The following is a 263-nucleotide window of genomic DNA, read 5'->3' on the forward strand; positions in this document are numbered from 1 at the left end:
GATAGAACCCAAGAACATACATGAAGCAGAAAATAATGAGTTCTGGGTTATATCAATGCAAGAAGAACTTGACCAGTTCGAACGAAATTGCGTCTGGTCACTTGTTCCAAGACCTGAAGATCATACAATTATTAGAACCAAAAGGATCTTCAAGAACAAGAAGGATGAATCCGGGATCATTGTCCGGAATAAGGTGAGACTGGTGGCCCAAGGGTATAATCAGCAAGAAGGTATCGATTTTGATGAAACCTTTACGCCGGTTG

1 protein-coding gene is annotated in these 263 nt (G+C 41.1%); it reads left to right on the plus strand.

Going from position 1 to position 263, the window contains the following annotated elements:
- Nucleotides 1-55: 55 nt before the first annotated feature.
- On the plus strand, nt 56-263 hold a 208-nt coding region (locus G154_RS25715; RefSeq protein ID WP_155944830.1), incomplete at its 3' end, for a reverse transcriptase domain-containing protein.

The sequence above is a fragment of the Mycobacterium sp. VKM Ac-1816D genome (assembly GCF_000416385.1).
GTDB classification, from domain to species: Bacteria; Actinomycetota; Actinomycetes; order Mycobacteriales; family Mycobacteriaceae; genus Mycobacterium; species Mycobacterium neoaurum_A.